General features: G+C 71.9%; 11 protein-coding genes. 4 read left to right on the top strand and 7 right to left on the bottom strand.

The annotated features are described in order from the left end of the window. Positions 1-3: 3 nt before the first annotated feature. From AC24HA_RS08030 to uxaC, 3 genes are read right to left on the bottom strand one after another with little or no spacing between them, the layout of a single operon-like run. Positions 4-1587, bottom strand: a complete 1584-nt coding sequence (locus tag AC24HA_RS08030; RefSeq protein WP_425709118.1) for a gluconokinase — start codon at positions 1585-1587, stop codon at positions 4-6. Then, entirely contained in the window at positions 1578-2990 is a 1413-nt protein-coding gene (locus AC24HA_RS08025; protein ID WP_425709119.1) for a mannitol dehydrogenase family protein, read from the bottom strand. Before AC24HA_RS08025 ends, AC24HA_RS08030 begins: the two co-directional genes overlap by 10 nt. Then, on the bottom strand, positions 2987-4420 hold the full coding sequence (gene uxaC / locus AC24HA_RS08020; RefSeq protein ID WP_425709120.1) for a glucuronate isomerase: 1434 nt from the start codon (positions 4418-4420) through the stop codon (positions 2987-2989). The genes AC24HA_RS08025 and uxaC overlap by 4 nt, the downstream gene beginning before the upstream one ends. A 96-nt stretch (positions 4421-4516) precedes the next feature. Here uxaC and AC24HA_RS08015 point away from each other — a divergent pair, with 96 nt between their 5' ends. Beyond that, positions 4517-5836: a nickel-dependent putative hexonate epimerase gene (locus AC24HA_RS08015; RefSeq protein ID WP_425709121.1), complete on the top strand. Its 1320-nt coding sequence runs from the start codon at positions 4517-4519 to the stop codon at positions 5834-5836. A 280-nt stretch (positions 5837-6116) separates the two neighbouring features. Here AC24HA_RS08015 and AC24HA_RS08010 read toward each other — a convergent pair whose 3' ends face one another. The 4 genes from AC24HA_RS08010 to AC24HA_RS07995 all read right to left on the bottom strand — a co-directional run bounded on the left by AC24HA_RS08010 (position 6117) and on the right by AC24HA_RS07995 (position 13836). Beyond that, positions 6117-7466, bottom strand: a complete 1350-nt coding sequence (locus tag AC24HA_RS08010) for an IS256 family transposase (protein WP_463649307.1) — start codon at positions 7464-7466, stop codon at positions 6117-6119. Between the two features lie 357 nt (positions 7467-7823). Continuing rightward, positions 7824-10889, bottom strand: coding sequence for a glycoside hydrolase family 3 protein (locus AC24HA_RS08005; RefSeq protein WP_425708435.1), 3066 nt, complete (start codon positions 10887-10889; stop codon positions 7824-7826). A 352-nt stretch (positions 10890-11241) separates the two neighbouring features. Beyond that, complete coding sequence (gene gndA, locus AC24HA_RS08000; RefSeq protein ID WP_425708436.1) at positions 11242-12690, bottom strand: NADP-dependent phosphogluconate dehydrogenase; 1449 nt, start codon at positions 12688-12690, stop codon at positions 11242-11244. Positions 12691-12786: 96 nt separating this feature from the next. Beyond that, on the bottom strand, positions 12787-13836 hold the full coding sequence (locus AC24HA_RS07995; RefSeq protein ID WP_425708437.1) for a LacI family DNA-binding transcriptional regulator: 1050 nt from the start codon (positions 13834-13836) through the stop codon (positions 12787-12789). Between the two features lie 136 nt (positions 13837-13972). Between AC24HA_RS07995 and larE the strand changes: the two genes are divergently transcribed. From larE to AC24HA_RS07980, 3 genes are all read left to right on the top strand, one after another. Further along, positions 13973-14869 (top strand): ATP-dependent sacrificial sulfur transferase LarE, encoded by an 897-nt coding sequence (larE, locus tag AC24HA_RS07990; RefSeq protein ID WP_425708438.1) that lies wholly within the window; start codon positions 13973-13975, stop codon positions 14867-14869. Then, the gene (larB, locus tag AC24HA_RS07985; protein WP_425708439.1) at positions 14859-15650 is read left to right on the top strand and encodes a nickel pincer cofactor biosynthesis protein LarB; all 792 of its coding nucleotides are present in this window, start codon (positions 14859-14861) and stop codon (positions 15648-15650) included. The genes larE and larB overlap by 11 nt, the downstream gene beginning before the upstream one ends. Positions 15651-15884: 234 nt before the next feature. Continuing rightward, positions 15885-16874 carry a TRAP transporter substrate-binding protein gene (locus AC24HA_RS07980; protein ID WP_425708440.1) on the top strand — a complete coding sequence of 330 codons (990 nt, stop codon included), beginning with the start codon at positions 15885-15887 and terminating at the stop codon, positions 16872-16874. The last annotated feature ends 14 nt before the right edge of the window (positions 16875-16888 follow it).

Raw genomic sequence — 16888 nt, 5'->3', positions numbered from 1 at the left:
CCCTCAGCCCCGCGCGTCGGCCAGGTCCGCGAGGTGCTCGGCGAGCTCGCCGTAGCCGCGAAGGAGGTCCAGGGTCCGGCCGCGCACGCGCGCATAGGTCGCGCGGTCCGCTTCCGGGACCTCGACGGCCTCGTCGGCCCCGCCGGCGGGGGCCACCTGCGCGAGCGCGCCCGTCAGGTCGTCCGCCCGGCCGGTCGCCAGGAGCGCGAGCGCGACCGATCCCAGGGCGGATCCCTCGGCGTCGTCGGTGGGGACCAGGGGTCGCCCGAGGGCCGCGGCCATGACGCCGCGCCAGAGTCCGGACCGGAAGACCCCGCCCGTGCACCGCACCTCGGTGACCGGGGTGACGCCGTCGAGCACGTCGACGAGGTCCGCCATCTGCAGGCACACGCCCTCCAGGGCGGCGCGCATGAAGTGCTCCCGGCCGTGCGCGTGCCGTACGCCCAGGTAGGAGCCGGAGAGATCGGGGTCCCACAGGGGCGCCCGCTCCCCCAGCAGGTAGGGCAGCATGACGAGGCCGTCGCTGCCTGGCGGCGCCTGGGCGGCGAGCGCGAGGGCCTCGGCGTCTCGGGCCGTGCCGTCGGCCTGCGGGAGGAAGGTCTCGGCCGCCCAGCGCATGACCAGGCCGCCGTTGCTCACGGCGCCGCCGAGCACCCACGCGTCGTCGGTCAGCGCGTAGCAGAACAGCCGGCCGCGGGAGTCCGTGCGCGGCTCCGGCACGACCGTGCGCACCGCGCCGCTCGTGCCGATCGACATGCCGGCGACGCCGGGGGCGATCGCTCCCGTCCCCAGGTTGCCGAGCGGGCCGTCGGTGGCGCCCGAGTTGACCGGCAGGCCCGACGGTAGCCCGGTCCGGTCCGCGGCTGCGGACGAGAGCTCGAGCAGGGCCGTCGTGGGCAGGATGTCCGGCAGCTGCTCGCGGGACACGCCGGCGAGATCGAGCGATCCGGGCGACCAGTCACGAGCAGCCAGGTCGACCAGGCCGGAGGCCGACGCCGTGGACAGCTCGGTGACGACCCGGCCCGTGAGGTGGAGCAGGACGAGGTCCTTGAGCCCGATCCAGTGGCGGGCGGCGTGCAGCGTGGACCGGTCGTGGCGGCCGAACCACATGAGCTTGGTCAGGGGGCTCATGGGGTGGACGGGCGTGCCCGAGCGCTCGAGCAGCTCGGTGGCGCGCCCCTGCGCGCGCAGCTCGGCGGCCTCGGCGTGCGCGCGGGTGTCCGCCCACGTGATGAGCTCGGTGACGGGTCGCAGCTCGGCGTCCATGCCGATCAGCCCGTGCATGGCGGTGCCGACCCCGAGGACCTCCAGCTCGCCGGTGGCACCGGTGGGGCGCGCACGGGAGGCGCCGCCGGCGCTCCGGGAGCTGCCGGCGCCTCCGCCGCGGTCACCCACGGCCCGGGCCACCTCGGCGAGCACGGTGTCGACGGCGGCGAGGACGGCCGACGGGTCCTGCACCTGCCACCGGGGCCGCGGCGCGTCGAGCCGATACTCGGCGTTGGCGGACGTGCGCCATCCGGACGCGGTGTCCACGGCCACCGCCTTCGCCGCCGTCGTGCCGACGTCGAGTCCGACGATCACGCCCACGGCTGCGGACCCCTGCCCGCGGAGGTGTCTCCCGGGCCGCCCGGCACCTCGAACGCGTCGAGTCGATCGACGACGGCGTCGCGCAGCTCCTCGTCGCCCGCGAGCTCCGGCACCAGCTCGCCGAGGACCGCGGCCACGGCCTCGCCGGCCGACCCGGCGGCCAGGGACCGCCAGCGGTCCCCCTGGACATCGTTGACGGGGACGCCGCAGCCGCGCAGGTGCGTGATCCAGGCCGCCAGCGCCACGACGACCCCGGCGGGCAGCCGACGGGCCGACCGCGCGGCCCGCAGCACGGGGACGTGGCGGACGGGGAGCTTCTGGGAGCCGTCCATCGCGATCCGCGCGAGCGAGTCGCGCATGCGGGGGTTGGCGAAGCGTCCCCGGAGCGCCTCGCGGTAGGCGTCGAGCTCGTCGGCGGGGAGCTCGAGGATCGGCGCGGCGTCGTCCCAGAGCTGCTCGACCCACGCCCGGACGCGGGAGTCGTCGAAGGCCTGGTCGACCCGCTCGTGCCCGAGGACCGGACCGGCGTAGGCCATGAGCGAGTGTGCGCCGTTGAGCAGCAGCAGCTTGCGCCGCTCGTAGGGCTCGACGTCGTCGACGAGCGTCGCTCCGGCCTCCTCCCAGCGGGGCCGGCCGGCCGGGAAGGACCCGGCGACGACCCACTCGCTGAACGGCTCCGTCGTCACCGGGGAGCTGTCGGCCACGCCGAGCTCGCGCTCGACGAGGGCCGCGTCGTCGTCGGTGGCGGCGGGGGTGATGCGGTCGACCATGGAGCCCGCGAAGTCGACGTCGTCGGTCGTGGCGGGGTCCGCGCCGACCGCGGCGAGCAGGTCCGTGACGACCCGGCGCAGGACCTCACCGTTGTGCGGGAGGTTGTCGCAGGACAGCAGGGTGATCGGCCCGGCGGCCGCGGCGCGGCGGGCCAGCAGGCCGGACGCGAGGCGCGCGGGCGCGGTGGTCACCGGGGCGGTCGGGTCCGCGCGCAGTGCCTCGACGTCGGCGGCCACGCCCTCGTGGGCGAGGTCGAGCCCGCCGTCGGGGCCGCGCAGGTAGCCGGCCTCCGTGACGGTGAGGGTGACGACGGCGACCGCGGGGTCCCGCAGGTACCCGAGCCAGGCCTCGTGCTCGGTCGACCCGTGGACGGCACTGATCGAGCCGACGATCTCCAGCTCGTCCCGCTCGGGGCCCCGGGTCACGAGCGTGTACAGACCCTCCTGCGGGCCGAGCGCCTCGGCCGCCGCGGGGTTGCGTCCGGTGAACGCGGCGTACCCCCAGTCCGCGGCGTCCGGGCTGTGCTCGGTGTACCAGGCCTGGTGGGCACGGAAGAAGTTCCCCAGGCCCACGTGCACGAGCCGGATGGGGGCGGCCGGCCGGTCCGGGCCGCGGGAGAGCCGGTCAGTCACAGCTTGAACACCTGCTTCGGGATCGTCGTCACGAGGTCGAGAGCGGTCGCCGCAGCCTCCTCCTCCGTGAGCCGGTGGGTGGCCACGAGCTCGGCGAGGTAGGCGGCGTCGAGCCGGCGGGACATGTCGTGCCGGGTGGGGATGGACAGGAACGCGCGCGTGTCGTCGATGAACCCGGACGTGCGGTAGAAGCCGGCCGTCTCGGTGACGGCGCCGCGGAACCGGCGGATCGCCTCGGGTGCGTCGATGAACCACCACGGTACGCCCGCGTAGAAGGACCGGTAGAAGCCGGCGAGGGGGGCGACCTCGCGGGAGTACACCGTCTCGTCGATGGTGAACAGCACGAGGTGGAGGTTCGGGTGGTTGCCGTAGCGGCCCAGGAGCGGGCGCAGGGAGTCGGTGACCTCGACGGAGACCGGGATGTCGGAGCCGACGTCGTGCCCGTGCGCGGCGAGGTTGTCCGGGTCGTGGTCGCGGCGGACGCCGGGGTGCAGGGTCATGACGAGGCCGTCCTCGGTGGCCATGCGGGCGGTCTCGCTCATCATGTGCCGGCGGAACGCCACGGACTCGTCGGTGGATGCCTCGCCGCGCAGTGCGGCGGCGTAGATGCGGCTCCCTTCGGTCTCGGACAGGGGCTCGGTGCCGAGGTCGAGGTGGGAGTGGTCCGAGGAGACCGCCCCGTGGTCCTTGAAGTATCGGCGGCGGGCCTCGATCGCGGCGACGTAGCCGGCGTAGGACCCGGTGTCGATGTCGGCCACCTCGCCCAACGAACGGGCGAGCCCCGGCCAGTCCGGGCGGCCGAGCTCGAGGAACCGGTCCGGCCGGAACGTGGGGACCACGCGGCCCGTGAAGCTCTCGTCCTCGGCGAGGGCACGGTGCGCCGCGAGGTCGTCGAGCGGGTCGTCCGTGGTCGCCAGCACCTCGATGCCGAAGCGGTCGAACAGCGCGCGCGGCCGGAACGCCGGGGTCGTCAGGGCCTCGGCGATCTGGTCGTAGAGCGCGTCGGCGGTGGCGGCGGACGGGGCCGCGGTGATCCCGAAGACGTCGGCGAACGTGGTGTCGAACCAGTACTTCACCGGTGTGCCGCGGAAGAGGTGGTAGTTCTCGCACAGGATGCGCCACGCCTTGCGGGCGGCCGCCTCGTCGAGCTCGACCGGCCCGTCCGGGCCGCGCCCGAGGTCGGCCAGGTCGGCGCCGTTCGCGTGCAGCAGACGCAGCACGTAGTGGTCCGGGACGATGAGCAGCGACGCCGGGTCGGGGAAGGGTTCGTCGTCGACCAGCCACGCGGGCGGCACGTGGCTGTGCGGGGAGATGATCGGGAGGTCCTTCGTGGCGTCGTACAGGCGCCGGGCGACGTCCCGCAGAGCCGGCTCGGCGGGGAGCAGTCGGTCGGGATGCGCAAGCTGAGAGGGGTGGGCGTCGTCGCTCATGGGCTCATCGTCCCGAAGGCGCCCGGGACGGCCACCACGTTGCCAACCCTTGCCAACAGGTGGCTGCGCGAGTCACTTCCCGTCATGCTCTGTGCCATGACGTGGTTCACGGACGAAGCCCGATTCCTCTCCCGCGAGCGCATCGAGGAGGCGTGCGACCGGCTGCTCACCGAGGCCGCCGAACGCCTGTCGATCGCGGAGTACCGCCGGGTCCTGCTGCTGCCGCCGGACCTCACCCGCGCGCACTCCGGCACGGGCTGGATGACCGAGTACCTCTACCGGCGGCTCGACGACGCCGGGGCCGAGGTGCACGTCATCCCCACGCTCGGGCAGCACGTGCCGCACACCCCGGAGGAGAACCGGTGGATGTTCGGCTCGATCCCCGAGGAACGGATCCATGCCCACGACTGGAAGAACGGCGTGACGAACGTCGGGACCGTGCCGGCCGAGGTCGTGCGCGAGGCGACCGGTGGCGCCGTCGACTGGGAGATGCCGGTCGACCTCAACACGATGCTCGTCACCGAGCGGTGGGACCTGGTGATCAACGTCGGCCACGTGGTGCCCCACGAGGTGCTCGGCTTCGCCAACCACAACAAGAACTACTTCATCGGCCTGGGCGGGAAGCGGCTGCTGGGCGCCTCCCACATGGCGTCGGCCGTGTACGGGATCGAGAACAACCTCGGCAACCTCCTCACGCCGGTGCGCCAGTGCTTCAACTACGCCGAGGACCACTTCCTCGGCGACCTGCCCGACGTCTACCTCCAGGTCGTCATGGACTACGACGACACCGGCGCGCTGCGGCACACCGGTCTCTACGTCGGTGACGACCTCGAGACCTACCTGGACGCCGCGCGGGCCTCGCAGGAGCAGAACATCACCCAGTTCGACGAGCCGGTCGACAAGATCGTCGCCGTCATGCAGGCGGACGAGTTCCGGGCGCTGTGGGTCGCGAACAAGGCCGTGTACCGCACGCGCATGGCGATCGCCGACGGCGGCGAGCTCCTCGTCATCGCCCCCGGCGTGGAGCGGTTCGGCGAGCAGCCCGAGGTCGACGCGCTCATCCGCAAGTACGGCTACATCTCGCAGTCCGAGGCGGTCGAGCTCTACCAGAGCGAGGCCGACATGCAGGACATCCCGCACGGCACCGCGCACCTCCCGCACGGATCGAGCGAGGGCCGCTTCACGATCACCTACGCGCCGGGGCATCTCACGCGCGAGGAGATCGAGGGCGTGGGCTACCGGTACCTGGACGTCGACGAGGCGCTGCGGCGCTACGACCCGGACGTCATGACCGACGGGTGGAACACCATGCCCGACGGCGAGCGGGTCTTCTACATCTCCACGCCGTCGGCCGGCCTGTGGTCGACCAAGGACAAGCTCGACCAGCGCGCCGGTCACGAACGCCACCCCTCCTGATCCTGCCGATCCTGCCGATCCTGGCGAGTGAGCGGGGTTCTGCTCGCTCCGTGCGGCGAGTGAGCGGACTTCTGCTCGCTCCGTGTGACGAGTGAGCGGGGTTCTGCCCGCTCCGGTCCGTGTGGCGAGTGAGCGCGGTTCAGTCCGTTGCGGTCTGTGTGGCGAGTGAGCGCGGTTCTGCCCGTTGCGGAGCGGGTCGCGGTGTCGCGCCGTCCCGCCGTCGCCGTTGCCGTTGCCGTTGCCGTTGAGCCTGTCAAGTTGTCTGTGTAAGGGGGCCGGGTCAGAGGTGGGGGTTGATTCGGTCGGGGTAGACCAGTGAGAGCTGTTGGAGGGCCGTCTTCCAGTTCGTGGTGACAGCGCCCTCGACGAGCCGGCCCGAGGCTCGTCGCTCGGCGGCGGGTCGTCCTCGTTCCTTGGCTCGCTCGCGCGCTCTTTTGTCCTCGATGTTGCAGATCGCCAGCCACAGCAGCTTCACTGCCGCGGCGTCGTTGGGGAAATGGCCCCGGTTCTTGGTGACCTTGCGGAGCTGGTAGTTCAGCGACTCGATCGCGTTGGTCGTGTAGATGACCCGCCTGAGTTCGGGCGGGAACGCCAGGAACGGGGTGAACCGCTCCCACGCGGCGCGGAACGTCTTGACCGCCGAGGGGTAGCGACGGCCGAGCTCGCTGGCCTCGAAGGCCTCCAGCACCTCCAGGGCGGCCTCAGCGCTGGGCGCCTGGTATATCGGCCGCAGCGCGGCCGTCAGAGCCTTACGGTCCTTGTAGTTCACGAACCTCGTCGCGGCCCGGATCAGGTGGACCACGCAGGTCTGCACGGTCGCCTGGGGCCAGGTCGCTTCGACGGCCTCGGGGAACCCCGTGAGCCCATCGCAGCACACGATCAGCACGTCACGCACGCCCCTGTTGGCCAGCTCGGCGCAGACGCCGGCCCAGAACTTCGCTCCCTCGCTGGCCTGGACCCAGATACCCAGGACGTGCTTGATCCCGTCCATATCGACGCCGATGGCGAGATGGGCGGACCTGTTGCGCACGTGTCCGCCATCGCGGATCTTGACCACGATCGCGTCGAGGTAGATCACCGGATACAGCGCCTCCAACGGGCGGTGCTGCCAGGCCAGGACCTCCTCGCTGATCTGGTCCACGACCTTGGAGATCGTCTCGTAACTGATCTCGGTGCCGATCGTGGTCGCGAGGTGGTGCTCGACGTCCCGCAACGTCATCCCGCCTGCGTAGAGGCTGATGATCATGCCGTCCAGGCCATCGAGACGGCGCTGCCCCTTGGGCACCAGCATCGGCGTGAACGTCCCGTCCCGGTCCCGGGGGACGGCCAGATCGACGTCCCCGATCTGGGTCGCCACGGTCTTCGGGCTGGTCCCGTTACGCGAGTTCGGGTGCTCGGCAGCGTCCGCGTCGCCACGGTCGTAGCCCACGTGCTCGGTCAGCTCGGCACCCAGACCCCGCTCGAGCGCGGCCTTGAGCATCCCGCCGAGCAGGCCCTGCTCACCCGTGAGCGGCTCGCCGGCATCGATCTTGGCGAAGATGTCGTCCAACGCTCCAGAGCCCTTCAGACCGTCCGCGATCTCCTTCTGCCGCCGTCTGCGTTCCGCACGCTCCGGACTCTCCTTGGTCATGGTCACAGCATGTTCTCCTTCGAACGCTGACCCCACCCCTTACACAAACCATCTGACACGCCCTTGCCGTTGCCGTCGCCGTTGCCGTTGCCGTTGCCGTTGCCGTTGCCGTTGCCCAGTCAATCGGGTAACCATCGAGGCAGTCCCCCGGGGGCACTGACTCGATGGTTACCCCATTGACTCACCGACCAGTCCGAGCCGGCGACGGGCACGACGACGGCGAAGGGCGGGCCCCGCACCCCCATCAGGGTGCGGGGCCCGCCCGTCAGGTGAGCGCCGCCCGGACCGAGATCCGGGCGGCGCTCATCCGTGGAGCGGAAGTCCGCTCACTCGCGAACTATCGGCACCAGCTCCTGGTCAGCGGCGGACTCCGAGTGTGGCGGAGCCGTCGCCGTTCCAGTCACCGACGAACACCTCGTCGCCGGCCCGGCCGTAGCGGACCTCGATGTCGGCCCACCCACCGGTCAGGCTGTTCGACACCAGGTACAGGTTCCCGCGACGCGAGGCGAACGTGTCCGCCCCATCACCGTCCCAGTCCCCCACGAGCACCTGATCACCGGCCCGCCCGTAGTCGAACTGAGCATCCGCCCAACCCGAGGACAGGCTGTTGGACACGTAGTAGGTGTTCCCCCGGCGCACCGCGAACGAGTCCGCACCATCGGCGTCGTAGTCACCCACCAGCACCTGGTCATCCGCCCGGCCGTAATCCAGCTCGGCCTCCGCATTCCCACCAGACAGGGAGTTGGTGAGGAAGTAGCTGTTCCCACGACGCACCGCGAACGAATCCGCGCCGTCACCGTCCCAGTCACCCACCAGCACCGTGTCGGATGCACGACCAAACGTCAGCTCCACATCCGCGTTGCCCCCGTACAGGTTGTTCGACAGGAAGTAGGCATTCCCACGCCGGACTGCGAGCGTGTCGCTGCCGTCGCCGTCCCAGTCACCGACCAGGACCTCGTCGCCCGGGCGACCGAAGGAGAACTCGTGGTCCGCCCAGATCCCCCAACCATCGTTGAGGTAGAACCCACGACCCGGCGTCGGCGGCACCGGCTCACCAGGCTCACCCGGCTCCTCCGGGTGCTCCTCCTCGTAGGTGAGGCCGTGGCCGAACGGGTACAGGGCGCCGTCGGTGGTCTCGTCGTAGCCCGGTGCGTCGGTGTCCTGCTCGACGATCGCCTCCGGCGTGCCGGCCAGGGCGAACGGCATCCGGCCCTGCGGCGCGTGCTCGCCCGTGAGGACGTCCATCAGCGCGGTGTCGGTCACGCCGAAGCCGGCGAGGATGGCACCGGCGTCACGCAGGCCGCTGGCCTCGTCGAGCACGTAGGGCTGACGGAAGTAGACCTGCAGGACGACCTGGCTCGGGTCGTCGACCTCGGCCATGACCTCCTGGATGGTCTCCAGCGAGGGGGTCACCTCCCAGGACTCGGCCGCCTCCATGCCGGTGAAGTCGAGGGTGTCCGACTCCCAGGGGTAGGCGCCGCCGAAGCGCAGACCGTCGTCGGTGCAGCCGTCGGTCCCGTGCGTGACGCAGGCATCCGCCGCGCCCCTCAGACTCTGGCCGTCCAGGCCCTCGATGCCCGCGATGATGCTCGGGTTGACGCCGTGCTCGGGGTTGAGGCCGAAGCCGTCGCTGTTGCTGACGTAGTCGCTGCCGTCGGCGCTGGCGGTCATGGAGATGAGCACGTAGTCGCTGTCTTCGGCGCTGGGCCGCTCCTCGCCCTCCTCGACGTTGCCGTCGGTGACGTCGAAGCCGTACTCGGCGACGGTCTCCTCGGTGAAGTCACCGAGGATGTAGACGTCGGAGTCCGGCTGGAGCGGCAGCACCGGGCCCTCCTCGGTCTCCTGGTTCTCCAGGAGCACGAGCGAGTCGCGCTGCTGCTCCAGGCCGACCTCGCGGTGTGCCTCGTTGCCGATCGTCGCGGTGGCGACGTCCGGGTCGACGTAGGGGTCCTCGAACAGGCCCATGCGGAACATCGGCTCGAGGAGCCGCTCGGCGGCCTCGTTCACGCGCTCCTCGCTGACGAGGCCGTCCTCGACGAGGTCGGTGATCACTGTGACGTCGCTGAAGCCGGACAGGGTGTCGGTGCCGCCGTTGATGGCCGCCGCGACGCGCTCCGGCACGGTCGCGTCCTCGAGGCCCCAGGCACGGTCGTTGATGATGCCCGTGTCGGAGTTGACGTAGCCGCCGAAACCGAGCTGGTCGCGCAGCAGCCCGTTGACGATGGAGTCGGAGAAGGCGAAGCCCGTCAGCGGGTAGTTCTCGTCCTCGTTGCCCACCTCGGGCACGTCCACCGGGATGCCGTAGTACGGCATGATCGAGGAGACACCCGCGTCGATGGCCGCCTCGAAGGGCAGCATGTGCTCCTCGAAGAGTCCCTGGGGGTAGACCTGCGCCTTGCCGAACGCGTAGTGCGGGTCGAGGCCCAGCTCCTGCGGACCGCCGCCCGGGAAGTGCTTGAGCGTGAGCGCGACCCGGGTCTCCGGGCTCAGCGCCAAGCCGTTCTCGCTGTCAGCCGGGATCTCGCCCTGCAGCGTCCCGACGAGCGTCGACATGATCGCCGCCGCGTGCTGGGCGTCCTCGGTGAAGGTCTCGTGGGTGCGGTACCAGCGAGGCTCGGTGGAGAGGTCCGCCATGTAGCCGTACATGCCGCGCAGGCCGATCGAGGCCCATTCGTCGCCCATGACCTCGGCGAACTCCTCGACCACCGCCATGTCGCCCGTCGTCGGGTCCTCACCAGTCGCTGCGGCCTCGGCGCCGAGGGAGGCCGCCGCGATGCCGGCCTCCTTGGGGAACGCGGTGAACGCGCCAGCCGACTCGTTGATGCCCGCGCGGGCGTCGGGGTCGATGTGGTTCCGGGCGTTCGACTTGAACAGCGACGGGATGCCGAGCCTGGTCGACTCGGACATCTCCTGGACGGTGTTCGTGAAGGTCGCCGCCTCCGCGGGCGTGACGGTGGTGGAGGCCTGGAATCCGCCACCCGCCTCGCCGCACTCGGCGTCCTCCGGGCCGGCCACGGTGTTGCGGAAGATGAACCGGTGCATGTGCTGGTTCTCGATGAAGTCGGTGCCCGACTCCGGCACGACGCCGCGCACGCCGTCGACGCACGCCGCGTTGAGCGTGTCGATGAGCATGAGTCCGGCGCGCTCCTCGAGCGTCATCTGCGCGACGAGGTCATCGGTACGGTCCGCCACGGACAGCCGCCAGTCCTCGTACGGGTCGAGCTCACCGTTGTCGTTGAGGTCGCGGAACTGATACCCGTCGACCTCGATGATCTCGGTGGTACGGCTCTCGAGCTCCGGCTGCTCGAACTGGTCCGGCTGCTCGGCAGGAGCCGAGTCGTCCGGTGCCTCCGGCGTAGCGCCGGCACCACCGGCCAGCGCGACCGTGAGCGTCAGCGGGACGGCCAGCACCGCTCCCAGCACAGCTCACCTACGCCCCTTCTTCGGGGATCTGGACATCGTGTTCCTCCTGCAGTCGTCGTCGACCTCGGACGCCGTGCTTGGTCACGGCGCACACCGGCGGGGGCGATCCGTCGTCGGTGTGCCCCTCACCGGTGCGTCGACCATCGCCGGGAGCGATGGAGCAGGTCACCCGGTTGCCGGATGTTGCCGACGACGACGTTCCTCTGACGCGAGATCGCCCTCCCACCGGCGTACCGGTGGGAGGGCGATCTCGCGACGGGTCGATGCCCGCTCACTCAGGAGGCGGAATCCCGTTCGCTCGACGGGCGGAACCGTGCTCACTCGTGACGAAGAATCCCCTCACTCGTCGGGGTTACTGGGGGGTCTCGCTGCGGTCGCCCGACCACTCCGTGTGGAACGTGCCCTCCTTGTCGGTGCGCCGGTAGGTGTGCGCGCCGAAGAAGTCCCGCTGTCCCTGCACGAGGGCGGCCGGCAGGTGCTCGGCCCGCACGGTGTCGTAGTAGGACAGCGCGGCGGAGAAGCCCGGGACCGGGACGCCGGAGGCCACCGCGTGGGCGATCGCGCCGCGCCAACCGGCCTGGCTGGCCTCGAGACCGGCGACGACGGACGGCGCCTCGAGCAGAGTCGTGAGGTTGCCGGCGGCGTACTCGGAGCGGATCCGCTCGAGGAGACGCGCCCGGATGATGCAGCCGCCGCGCCAGATCTTCGCGACCTCGGCGATGTCGATGTCCCAGCCGAACTCCTCGGACGCCGTCCGGATCTGGTCCAGCCCCTGCGCGTAGGCGACGACCTTCGATGCCCACAGCGCCTGGCGCACCTGCTCCACGAGCTCCGCCCGCTGCTCGGCCGGGACCTCGCCGCGCGCCGGGCCGGGCAGGACCCCCTTCGACGCCGCCCGCAGCGCGGCGTGGCCCGAGGTCGACCGGGCGAACACCGACTCGGCGATGGTGCTCACCGGCACGCCCAGCTCGAGGGCGATCTGCACCGTCCACCGCCCGGTGCCCTTCTGCTCGGCCGCGTCCTGGACGATCGACACGAACGGCCGGCCGGTCTCGGCGTCGACGTGCCCGAGCACCTCGGCGGTGATCTCGATGAGGTAGGAGTCCAGATCGCCGGTGTTCCACTCCCGGAACACGTCCGCCAGCTCGGCGGGCGTGAGCCCGGCGGAGTGCAGGACGTCGAAGGCCTCGGCGATGAACTGCATGTCCGCGTACTCGATGCCGTTGTGCACCATCTTGACGAAGTGGCCGGCGCCGTCGGGGCCGATGTGCACGCAGCACGGCTCGCCGTCGACCTTCGCGGAGATCGCCTCGAGGATGGGCCCGAGCGTCTCGTAGGACTCGGCCGGGCCGCCGGGCATGATGCTCGGGCCGTTGAGCGCACCCTCCTCGCCGCCGGAGATCCCGGCGCCGACGAAGTGCAGTCCGACCTCGCGCAGGGCCGCCTCCCGACGGCGGGTGTCCTCGTAGTGGGCGTTGCCGCCGTCGACGACGATGTCGCCCTCCTCCAGCAGCGGGACGAGCTGCTCGATGACCGCGTCGGTGGCACCGCCGGCCTTGACCATGATGACCATCTTGCGCGGCCGCTCCAGGCTCGCGACGAAGTCCTCCAGCGTGGTCGACGCGACGAACGTACCGTCGCCGCCGTGGTCGGCGATGAGCTCGTCGGTCTTCGACGTCGTGCGGTTGTACAGGCCCACTGCGTAGCCGTTGCGGGCGAAGTTGCGGGCGAGGTTGCTGCCCATGACGGCGAGCCCGATCACCCCGATCTGCGCGCTCGCGGTGGTGTCGTTGACGGTCATGCGGTCGTCCCTTCCTCGGCGACTGGGCGGTGCTCCTCCCCCAGTATGTCCGCGGCGCGCCGCAGGCCTCAGTGGTGGCCAGATGTTGTCAACGGCTCAGCCGACGTGGGGCGACGCCCCGCCGGCAGGCCCGCCGGACGCCCCGCCCACCGGTCCGGTGGACTCCCGCGGCACGAGCTTGACCGGGAGCAGCACCGGCTGCCGCGGCGGCCGGGCACCCTTGACGATGGCGAGCAGGTTGCCCACGGCTGTGCGGCCCTGGAGCGCCAGCGGCGAGGCCACCGAGGTGATCGCCGGCGTGGCGAGCGCCCCGAGGCGGCTGTTGTCGAAACCGACGACGCTGACGTCGGTCGGGACCTCCAGGCCCTGCGCCCGCAGGCCGCGGACGAACCCGATGGCCATGACGTCGTTGAAGGTGACGACCGCGGTCACCTGGCTCCGGGACCACCGGGCGGCGACCAGCTCGCCGCCGACGACGGTCGGCTCGTTGGGTCCGATGCGGCGCACGCGCAGGGCCAGCTCCTCGCCGGCCTCCTGGAGCCCGCGCCAGCGCACGCCGTCGGCCCACGACGCCTCCGGACCGCCGATGTAGGCGACCTCCCGGTGTCCGAGGGAGCCGAGGTGCTCGGCCACCCGACGCACGCCGCGCGCGCCGTCGGTCAGCACGCTCGGCAGGCCGCTGACCATGCGGTTGAGCACGACGACGGGGCGCTGCTTGGCCAGCCGCAACAGCGCGGAGTCGGACATCCGGGGGCTGGCGAGGATGAACCCCTCGACGAAGTCGAGGAAGGACTCGGCCGCGGCGCGCTCACGGGACTCCGCCTCGCGGGCGTCGAACAGGAGCATCGTGTAGCCGGCCCGGCCGGCGGCGACCTCGGCACCGCGGAAGACGTCGACGAACAGGGGGTTGCCGATGTCGGCGACCACCATCGCCAGGAGCTTGCTCGGGACGACGCCGAGTGCGGGCGCGACGGCGGAGCGTCGGTAGCCGATCTCGGCGGCCACCTCGCGCACACGTTCGGCCGTCTCCGCGCTCACCCGGCCCGGGCGGGCGAGCGCCCGGGAGACCGTCGACGGCGACACCCCGGCGGCCGCGGCGACGTCGTAGATCGTGGGGATCCTGCGTGCCTCCCCGTCGGTGCTCATGGCCCCACGGTAGCCGCGCGCCGCGTGGCAACCCGTGGCAACGAGGTCCGTGCGGCCGCCGGTCTCGGTCACGATGCGACCCTGGGTACCGTGGCGCGACCGGCGACGTGCGCGCCGAGAACGAGGGAGAACAGCGATGAGCACCCGTGCGACGACGACGTCCGTGCCGCCGGTCACCGAGCAGCCGACCGGCGGCGACACACGCCACGACGACGCCGGGCCGGCCGACCGCGTGGCCCGGCTCCTCGCCGGACACGGCCTGCTCGGCGTGGCCTACTCCGGCGGCGTGGACTCCGCGACGCTCCTCGCGCTCGCGGTCCGCACGCTGGGGCCGGACGGCGTCGTCGCGATCCTCGGCGTCTCCCCCTCGCTCGCGACCGACGAGCGGGAGGCCGCCCACGCGACGGCCCGCGAGATCGGCGCGCGCGTCGTCGAGGTCGAGACCCACGAGGGCGACAACGCCGAGTACCGCGCCAACGGCCCGGACCGCTGCTTCCACTGCAAGGACGAGCTGTTCGCCCGCATCTCCGACGAGCTGGTCGCCGAGCTCGGTCTCGCGGCCGTCGCGTACGGGGAGAACGCCGACGACGCGCGCCGCCCGGACCGGCCCGGGGCGCAGGCCGCGTCGAACCACCGCGTGCTGCGCCCGCTGGCGGAGGTCGGCCTGACCAAGGCGATGGTCCGGCAGGTGGCACGCGAGCTCGGCGTGCCGGTCGCGGACAAGCCCGCGGCGCCGTGCCTGGCCTCACGCATCCCGCACTTCGAGGAGGTCACGCCCGAGAAGCTGGCCCAGGTCGACGCCGCGGAGGGCGCGCTGCGCCGGCTCGGCTTCTCCGACGGCCGCGTGCGCCACCACGGGGACGTCGCCCGGATCGAGCTGCCCGCGGCCGAGATCGTGCGCGCGGCCGAGCTGCGCGACGAGGTCCACGCCGCCATCACCGCGGCCGGCTTCCGGTTCGCCGCCGTCGACCTGCGCGGCATCCAGTCCGGCGCGTTCACCCTCCCGCTCGTCGACATCAGCCATGGCCGCTGACCAGGACGGCCGGCAGGACGACAGGCCCGGCGACGCACACGCCGGTGCGCCCGGCGACCCGCAGGACGGCACGCCCGGCGACGCACAGGGCGGCGAACCGGTCGCTCCCTCGGCCTGGCGTCCGGGACCGGAGCTCGAGGCGTTAGCCAGCCTCGACCACGACCGGGCGGCCCGGCGCGGCTACCCCGAGGCAGTCCTGTGCGAGCCCAAGAGCGTCGCGCAGGTCGCGGCCATCGCGGCCGCCGTCGCCGAGCGCGGCGCGCCGACGCTGTTCACCCGCGCGAGCCCCGAGCACGCACGGGTCGTGCTCGAGGCGCTCCCGGACGCGGCCCACCACGAGGAGGCAGGGCTGCTCGCCTGGCCGGCTGCCCCGCCCGCGCCGAGCGGTGGCCTCGTCGTCGTCCTCAGTGCGGGGACGTCCGACCTGCCCGTCGCTCTGGAGGCACGTCTCACGGCCGAGCACCTGGGGCGCAGGACGGAGCTCGTCGTCGACGTCGGGGTCGCCGGTCTCCACCGTGTGCTCGGCCGCCTCGACCTGCTCCGTTCGGCGTCGGCGATCGTCGTGGCCGCGGGTATGGACGGAGCGCTCCCCAGCGTCGTCGCCGGCCTCGTGGCAGCGCCCGTCGTGGCGGTCCCCACCTCGGTGGGCTACGGCGCGTCGTTCGGCGGGGTCGCCGCTCTCCTCGCGATGCTCAACGCCTGCGCGCCCGGGGTCGCCGTCGTCAACATCGACAACGGCTACGGGGCCGGCCATCTCGCGGCGCAGATCACGGCGCCGTGATCCGGCCCGCCCTGGCAACTCGTGGCAACCAGTGTCCGGCGGACGTACCGACCTGACTCAATGACTCCACCAACAACAGCGGCACCTCCGCCGGACGGCCGCCCCTCCGATCGGGGCACGGCATGGCTGCCCGCCCGGGACGCACGACGTGGCAAGGAACGCCACATCCCAACGGTCTGACGACGGAGTCTCCCCCGAGGCAAGGACGGAAATCATAAGAACTCGGTCATCGCCGTGGCAGGCGCCGCCGGCGCCGCGCTGCTCCTGGCGGCCTGCGGTGGCGGCGACGACAACGGCGGGGGCGGGGGCGGCGGCACCACGATGCGGCTGGCGCTCAACCAGACCGAGGACCACCCCTCGTACGTGGCGCTCGACAACTTCGGCACCGCCCTCGAGGAGAACGCCGACGGCTGGGGCATCGAGGTCTACCCCAACGAGACGCTCGGCGCGCAGGCAGAGGCACTCCAGCTCGTCTCCGACGGCAGCGTCGACATGGCGATCGTCTCCGGCACCCAGCTGGAGAACCTCAACGACGACTTCGTCACCTTCAACCTCCCGCGCGTGTTCGACGACGTCGAGCACCAGATGAACGTCATCCACGACCCGGAGATCACCGGCGACCTGTACGCCTCGCTCGAGGAGTCCAACGGCTTCACCGTGCTCGGCGGCTTCACGCAGGGTGCGCGGTCGATCTACACGACCGAGGGCCCGGTCGAGACGCCCGAGGACCTCGCCGGCATGGACACCCGCGTCCAGGAGTCGGACCTGCACATCGCCATGGCCGAGGCCCTCGGCGGCAACGGCACGCCGATGGCCTACGGCGAGCTGTACACGGGCCTGCAGTCCGGGGTCGTCGACGCCGCGGAGAACAACGAGGTCTCCTACTTCACCCAGCGCCACTACGAGGTGGCGCCGCACTGGTCGTACACCAACCACCTCGTCGGCCTCGACTACCTCATCATCAACACCGACCTGCTCGAGAGCATATCGGAGGAGGACCGGGCCGCGTTCGACGAGGCCTGGACCGCGGCCTACGAGGAGCACACCCAGCTCTGGGCCGACGCCACGCAGGAGGCCATCGACGGCGCCACCGAGGGCGGCGCGACCTTCACCGAGGTCGACGACGCCGCCTTCGCGGAGCCGCTCGAGGCCCTGGCCGACGAGTTCATCACCACCGACTCGCAGCGCGAGCTCTACGACGCGGCGCGCGCAGCGGCCGAGTGATCCGGACAGGCCGA

The organism is Georgenia sp. Z1491 (assembly GCF_057652395.1).
The sequence above is the reverse complement of the archived record's forward strand: the minus strand, read 5'-3'. Positions and strand labels throughout refer to the sequence as shown.